The organism is Bradyrhizobium australafricanum (genome assembly GCF_020329495.1).
Lineage (GTDB): Bacteria > Pseudomonadota > Alphaproteobacteria > Rhizobiales > Xanthobacteraceae > Bradyrhizobium > Bradyrhizobium australafricanum.
The window spans coordinates 1-7661 of record NZ_JAGKJL010000133.1; the positions used below are offsets into that span (position 1 = coordinate 1).

General features: G+C 64.7%; 6 protein-coding genes. All 6 read left to right on the forward strand.

All coding sequences use genetic code 11. The features are described 5' to 3' along the window. Positions 1-268 (forward strand): transposase (locus J6525_RS45400; protein WP_225645595.1); only part of this gene is annotated, 268 nt, incomplete at its 5' end. Positions 269-449: 181 nt separating this feature from the next. Beyond that, positions 450-1502 (forward strand): ABC transporter ATP-binding protein, encoded by a 1053-nt coding sequence (locus J6525_RS45405; protein ID WP_225649501.1) that lies wholly within the window; start codon positions 450-452, stop codon positions 1500-1502. 22 nt (positions 1503-1524) lie between these two features. Continuing rightward, positions 1525-2589 (forward strand): substrate-binding domain-containing protein, encoded by a 1065-nt coding sequence (locus J6525_RS45410; protein WP_225649498.1) that lies wholly within the window; start codon positions 1525-1527, stop codon positions 2587-2589. 215 nt (positions 2590-2804) lie between these two features. Next, positions 2805-4523, forward strand: coding sequence for an ABC transporter permease (locus J6525_RS45415; RefSeq protein WP_225649499.1), 1719 nt, complete (start codon positions 2805-2807; stop codon positions 4521-4523). Positions 4524-4715: 192 nt separating this feature from the next. Further along, a complete protein-coding gene (locus J6525_RS45420) occupies positions 4716-6824 on the forward strand; it encodes a S9 family peptidase (protein WP_225649500.1) in 2109 nt (702 codons plus the stop codon). A 621-nt stretch (positions 6825-7445) separates the two neighbouring features. Next, the coding region (locus J6525_RS45425; protein WP_225648926.1) for a transposase at positions 7446-7661 on the forward strand (216 nt) is incomplete at its 3' end.

Here is a 7661-nt window from a genome sequence, read left to right on the forward strand (position 1 = left end):
CCGGGTCTACCGCGGAAATCAACTCCTCGACGCGCTCTCAGACTGCGGTCCATGGACTGTCGAGATCGTCGAGCGGCCTCAAGGCGTCAAAGGCTTCCAGCTTCTGCCGAGGCGGTGGGTGGTTGAACGCACATTCGCTTGGTTCGGCAGATGCCGCCGCCTCGCCAAGGACTTCGAGGCGACGGTGGCAACCGAAGCTGCCTGGCTGCTGATTGCACACATCAGGCTCCTGACCCGCAGACTCGCGGCTGCAGCTAAGGTTGGGTGATTTATGAGTCAGACTCTCAGGATGACGGAAGAGTGGTCGGGGAATAACGCAACGAAGAGGTGCCACGACTTTTTGACGGGGCACGAGCACTTTTCGTCGTCATCATTTTCCGCTTTACTGCCGGCAACAGCCGGGCACGGATCCCTGCGACACAACAAAATGGAGGGACCGCTTGGCATCGGTGGAATTGCGCGGCCTGGTCAAGCGGTTTGGATCGTTTGTCGCGGTTGATGATGTTTCGCTCACGATCGATCATGGCCAGCTGGTCTGCCTGCTCGGACCGTCCGGCTGCGGCAAGACCACGACGCTGCGGCTGATCGCCGGGTTCCTCGAACCATCCGACGGCGAGATCCGCGTCGGCGACCGCGTGGTGTCGTCGAAGGCGCGCACGCTGCCACCCGAGCAGCGCAACATGTCGATGATCTTCCAGAGCTACGCGCTGTGGCCGCATATGACGGTGGCGGAGAACATCGTCTACGGCCTGCGCTTGCGCAAAATGGATCGCGACACCATCGCCAAGAAGCTCGCCGCGATCCTGGCGACCACCAAGCTGGAACCACTGGCGCAGCGCTATCCGGGCGAGCTTTCCGGCGGCCAGCAGCAGCGCGTCGCGCTGGCGCGCGCGCTGATCGTCGGTCCCGAGACGCTGCTGCTCGACGAACCGCTGTCGAATCTCGACGCCAATCTGCGCGAGGAGATGCGGTTCGAGATCCGCCGCCTGCACGACGAATATCGCTACACCACGGTCTACGTCACCCACGACCAGTCCGAGGCGATGACGACCGCCGACCTGATCGCGGTGATGAATGCCGGCAAGATCGACCAGCTCGGCGCGCCTGAGGACATCTATGCGCGGCCGGAATCCGAATTCGTCGCGCGCTTCATCGGCGCCGCCAATGTGATCAAGGGCACCGCGCGCGATGCGAACCACGTGGAGTTCGCCGGCGCAACGCTCGAGGTGGTCGGCGCCACGCTGACGACCGGCCAGAGTGCGCCGGTCGCGATCCGCCAGCACGAAATCCAGCTCGCGACGCAACCGCCCGCGGCGGCGCAGAATACCCTCAAAGCCATCGTGACGCGGCAGGTCTATCTCGGCATGAACCGCGACTACATGGTGGAAACCGCTGACGGCACATCGCTGCGGGTGACCACGCCGACGGAAACCGCAGTCGAGAAGGGCAGCGAGGTCTGGCTGACCTTGCCGCCTGCGCGCTGCCGGGCGCTGAGCCGATAACAACAAGAAACGGAGCGACGCGATGCGGAAGCCGATTTCCAGACGCGATGTCCTGAAAGGCTCTGCGGCGCTTGCGGTTGGCACGGTGTTCGCGTCACCGGCACGCGCCGCCGCACCCGCGCCGGTCGCAATCACGCCCGATCTCGTCGCCGCCGCGACCAAGGAAGGCAAGCTTGTGTTCTATTCGTCGATGGACCTGCCGGTCGGCGAAAAGCTCGGCAAGGCGTTCGAGGCCGCCTATCCCGGCATCACCGTGCAGATCGAGCGCTCAGGCTCGGAGCGGCTGTTCCAGCGCGTGGCGCAGGAATTCGATTCCAATATCCACGCCGCCGACGTCGTCAACAGCGCCGATGCCTCGCACTTCATCCCCTGGAAGAAAAGCGGCTGGCTGATGCCGTTCGTGCCCGAGGGCGTCGCGAAACATTTTCCCGACAACTATCGCGACCCCGACGGCATGGCCGTGACCACGCGGCTGTGGCTGTCGTCGATCGCCTACAACACCAATCTGGTGAAGGCGGAGGACGCGCCGAAGAGCTTTGCCGACCTGCTCGATCCCAAGTGGATGGGCAAGATGGTGAAGGGCCATCCCGCCTACAGCGGCACGATCATGACCACCACGTTCCAGATCGTGCGCGAGCTCGGTTGGCCGTATCTGGAGAAACTCGCAAAACAGCGCGTGATGCAGGTGCAGTCCTCGACCGATCCGCCGAAAAAGCTCTCGCTCGGCGAGCGCGCCGTGATGGCCGACGGCAACGAATATGGCATCGTGCTCTTGAAGGAAGCCGGACAACCGGTCGAGCCGGTCTATCCGACCGAAGGCACGCCGACGATCTCGGGTCCCACAGGCATCTTCGCCGGCGCGCCACATCCGAACGCCGCAAAGCTGTTCCAGGCCTGGCTGCACACCCGCGAGACCCAGCAATTCTTCGTCGACTTCACCGGCCAATATTCGCTGCACGCCCAGGTGCAGCCGAAGGCCGGCCGGCGCAAGCTTTCCGACATCAAGCTGATGAAAGAGGATCCGGCCGGGGTGGAGGCGATGACCGAAGAAATCAAGACGCGCTATGCGCGACTGTTTCGGGTGTGAGCGATGAAGGTCGCGGCACACGCTTTTTTGCCTCGCCCCGCTTGCGGGGAGAGGCCGACGCGCATCGCAAGATGCGCGGCGGGTGAGGGGGACACTCCGCGCATCCGGTATCCGCGGAAGCGGCCCCTCACCCCAACCCTCCAAGAGCGAGCTTCGCTCGTCTCGACCCCGCAAGAGCGGGGCGAGGGAGCTGAGACAGTTCACCGCGGGTCAACATGACAACAACAACCACCTCCCCCGCCTCACGCCGCCGCATCGACTGGACACGACCCGTGCTGTGGCTGTTCGCAGCCGTGCTGATCCTGCTGATCCTGCTGCCGCTGTCGTGGCTCGCGGTGTTCGCCTTCACCGACAAGAGCCGGCATCCGACGCTGCAGAACTTCGTCACGCTGTTCAGCAATCCCGATTTCCTCGATCCGCTGCTGACGACCGCGATCATCGCGACCACGTCGGCGCTGATCTGCTGCATCGTCGCGGCGCCGATCAGCTGGCTGGTGTCGCGCACCGACATGCCGGGACGGCAGACCATCCGCGCACTGGTCACGGCCTCGTTCGTGACGCCGCCGTTTCTCGGCGCGGTCGCCTGGGAGTTGCTGGCGGCGCCGAATTCCGGGCTGTTGAACCAGCTCTACCGGCTGTTCGCGGGCGAAGATGCCGACGCGCTGTTCAACATCTATTCGATGACCGGGATCATCTTCGTGATCTCCTGCTATACGTTCCCATTCGTGTTCGTGCTGGTGGCCAATGCGCTCGACACCATGCCGGGCGAGCTGGAAGATGCCTCCGCGATCCTCGGCGGCAATGCCTGGACCACGGCGCGAAGGGTGACGATCCCGCTCGCGCTGCCCGCGCTGGTCGCGGGCGCGCTGATCGCGTTCCTGCAGGCGATGACGCTGTTCGGCTCGCCGGCGATCCTGGCGCTGCCGGCCGGCTTCCACACCATGACGACCAAGATCTGGAGCCTATTCCAATATCCGCCGAAGCTCGAGCTCGCGGCCGCCGCCGCGGTGCCGCTGCTGGTGCTGACCATCCTGCTGCTGCAGGGCCAGAAGGCGCTGCTCGGCCGCCGCGGCTATTCGGTGATCGGCGGCAAGTATGGCGCGCCGCGCCGGGTGGAATTGCACGGCTGGCGCTGGGCGGCGCTCGGCTTCTGCCTCTTGGTGCTGCTCAACCCGGTATTCCTGCCGTACCTCGCGCTGCTCAACGCCGCGTTCTCGCCGAACGCGACCACGCTGGTGACGCCGTCGACAGCGACGCTGCACAACATCGTCTTCGTGTTCACCGAGCTGTCGTCGACCCAGCTCGCGCTCAAGAACACCGTGATCCTCGGCACCGCGACCGCGACGATCGGCACCATCCTCGCGCTCGTCATCGCCTATGTCACGACGCGCAAGGTGATCGCGGGCCACCGCGTGCTCGGCTTCCTCGCCACCGCGCCGGTCGCGGTGCCCGGCATCGTGCTCGGCGTCGGCCTGTTCCTGAGCTACACGCGGCCGCCCTTCGTGCTCTATGGCACGCTGTGGATCCTGCTGCTGGCGTTCCTCACCATCAACCTGCCATCGGCCTATCAGCAATTGCAGGCGGCGTTCGCAACCATCCATCCCGAGCTCGAGGAGGCGAGCCGCATCCTCGGCGCGACCCGGCTGCAGGCGCTGCGCCAGATCACCGCGCCGCTGCTGCGCACCGGCGTGATCGCGACCTGGTGCTTCATCTTCATCGGCGTGATGCGGGAACTGTCGGCGGCGATCGTGCTGTTCACCTCGCAGACCAAGGTGCTCTCGGTCCTGATCTACGATCTCAACGAAGGCGGCGACCTCGCCGCGATCGCGGTGCTCGGCATCGCGATGCTGGTCATCACCTTCGCCGTGGTGCTGGCGGTGAACCGGATTCCGATGTCCGGCGGCAATGCCGGCGCGCGGCTGCGGAACGGGTAGTTCGCCCTGTCCCCACGGTCATTGCGAGCGCAGCGAAGCAATCCATCGGTCCGCATACGCGGAGCCATGGATTGCGTCGTCGCTTCGCTCCTCGCAATGACGGGGATAGTGAGGACGTCCAATCGCCCGCCCCATCTGGCAATCGCCACATTCATCCCGATATAGAGCGGAACCCCGCACCATGAGGATCGTGTGACCAAACCCGCCACCACAACATCGCCCCCGGTCGCGCCGCGCCGGCCGCATTCCTTCACCACCCACGGCATCACGGTGACCGACGACTATGCGTGGATCAAGGATCCGAAATGGCAGGAGGTGCTGCGCGATCCCTCGATCCTCGATCCCGATATCCGCACCTATCTCGAGGCCGAGAACGGCTACACCGAGAGCCTGCTCGGCCACACCGACGGCTTGCAGAAGCGGCTGGTCAAGGAGATGCGCGGGCGGATCAAGGAGGATGATTCCAGCGTGCCGTCGCCGGACGGCCCGTTCGCCTATTTCCGCAAGTTCCGCGAGGGCGGCCAGCACGAGCTGTACTGCCGCACGCAGCGCGACGGCGGCGACGCCCATGTCGTGCTCGACGGCGACGCGCTGGCGAAGGACCACAAATATTTCAAGTTCGGCGGCAGCCGGCATTCCAACGATCACCGCCTGCACGCCTGGAGTGCCGACACCAAGGGCTCCGAATATTTCTCGATCCGGGTGCGCGACTGGGCCACCGACGGCGATCTCGACGATCTCGTCGAGGAGACCGACGGCGGCGTGGTGTGGGCCGCGGATTCCAAAAGCTTCTTCTATGTCAAGCTCGACGACAATCACCGGCCGATGCAGGTGTGGCGGCACAAGCTCGGCACCAAACAGGCCGACGACATCCTGATCTATGAGGAGCAGGATTCCGGCTGGTTCACCCACCTGCACGAGAGCGCGAGCGGCCGCTTCTGCGTGATCGCGGGCGGCGACCATGAGACCTCGGAGCAGCGGCTGATCGATCTCTCCAATCCCGACGCGCCGCCGCGGCTGGTCGCGGCACGCGAGGAAGGCGTGCAATATTCGATCGCCGACCGCGGCGACGAGCTGTTCATCCTGACCAACGCCGACGACGCCATCGACTTCAAGGTCGTCACCGCGCCGCTCACCGCGCCCGAGCGCAGCAAATGGCGCGACCTGATCCCGTATCGCGAAGGCGTCTATGTGCTCGACGTCGAGCTCTATGCCGGCCACATGGTGCGGCTGGAGCGTGCCAATGCGCTGCCGGCGATCATCATCCGCGACCTCAACAGCGGCGCGGAGCATGCGATCGCCTTCGACGAGGCGGCCTATTCGCTCGACACCATGGGCGGCTACGAGTTCGACACCACCAGCTTGCGGTTTGCCTATTCGTCGATGACCACGCCGTCGGAAGTCTATGACTACGACATGGCGACGCGGACGCGGGTGCTGCGCAAGCGCCAGGAGATCCCGTCCGGCCACAACCCGGCCGACTACGTCACCACGCGCATCATCGCGACCTCGCATGACGGCGCGCAGGTGCCGGTCTCGATCCTGCATCGCAAGGACTTTGTCCGCGACGGCAAGGCGCCGCTCTTGCTGTATGGCTACGGCTCCTACGGCATGGCGATGCCGGCCTCGTTTGCCGCCAACCGGCTGTCGCTGGTCGACCGCGGCTTTGTCTACGCGATTGCGCATATCCGCGGTGGCGCCGACAAGGGCTGGGGCTGGTATCTCGACGGCAAGCGCGAGAAGAAGACCAACACGTTCGACGATTTCGCCGCCGCCGGGCGTGCGTTGATCGAGACGAAATACACGAGTGCCAAGCGCATCGTCGGCCATGGCGGCTCGGCGGGCGGCATGCTGATGGGAGCTAGCGCCAACCGCGCCGGCGAGCTGTTCGCCGGCATCGTCGCCGAAGTGCCGTTCGTCGACGTGCTCAACACCATGCTCGACGACACGCTGCCGCTGACGCCGCCGGAATGGCCGGAATGGGGCAATCCGATCGAGAGCGAGAAGGATTTCCGCACCATCCTGTCCTATTCGCCCTACGACAATGTCGCGGCCAAGGACTATCCGGCGATCTTGGCGATGGGCGGGCTCACCGATCCGCGCGTCACCTATTGGGAGCCGGCGAAATGGATCGCGCGGCTGCGCGCCACCATGCGCGGCGGCGGCCCGGTGCTGCTGCGTACCAACATGGGCGCCGGCCACGGCGGCGCCTCCGGCCGCTTCAACCGCCTCGACGAGGTCGCGATCGTCTATGCGTTCGCGCTGTGGGCGGTCGGGATGGCTGATAAGGCGGAGATGTAACTTCTCCCTCGCCCCGCCCTTGCGGGGAGAGGGTGGGGGTGAGGGGCCGCCTCCGCAAACTCGGTGAAAATGAATTTGCGGAGACTCCCCCTCACCCGGCTCGCGTCTGGCGATGCAATCCGACCTCTCCCCGCAAGCGGGGCGAGGTAAGCAAGAACCCCGGATTGCGCGTCGCTCCATCCGGGCTACGGGCTACACGCTCGGTTGGCTTGCGCGGTCCCCTCCCCATCGTCGTCCCGGCGAAGGCCGGGACCCATACCGCGTGATCCATCGAGCAAGGAAGTCGCAGTCCCACGGCACGCAACGCAACTGCCGGTCTTCGCCAAACCCCTCCCTGGGGTTATGGGTCCCTGCTTTCGCACTAGCGTATATACATATCCTCCGCAGTCTTTCCGGAGTCTTCTCAAAGAGTTGGCCGAAAACCGCAGAGAACTTACTCATCTGCACTAGGGTTGCGCCCGCCGATTTCGGCTCTCGCCTAGTAGCTAACCCCTTGATGATGAGTCGGTTTTCTAGCCTCGAAGAGATGTGTAAATGCCCTAGGTGGTGTGGACTCTAAGGATTCCCTTTTAGGAGCAAATCAGATTCAAGGCTGCTTTTGGGGAGGCCGCCTTGGGTGTGATGGACCGTTTGGTATTGAGCGACGCGGCGTGGGAGCGGATGGCGCCGTTGATCATAGGGCGGCCCGATCAGAAGGGCTCGACCGGGCGCGACAACCGAATGTTTGTTGAAGGAGTGCTGTGGATCGTGCGTACGGGGTCTCCCTGGCGCGATCTCCCGGAGGTCTTCGGCGATTGGAACAGCGTGTTCCGGCGCTTCAGCCGATGGAGCATCAAG

What these genes read in the sequence shown, in the direction of transcription:
- J6525_RS45410 (WP_225649498.1), top strand. Translation starts at nt 1,525, where the DNA reads ATGCGGAAGCCGATTTCCAGACGCGATGTCCTGAAAGGCTCTGCGGCG.
- J6525_RS45415 (WP_225649499.1), top strand. Translation starts at nt 2,805, where the DNA reads ATGACAACAACAACCACCTCCCCCGCCTCACGCCGCCGCATCGACTGG.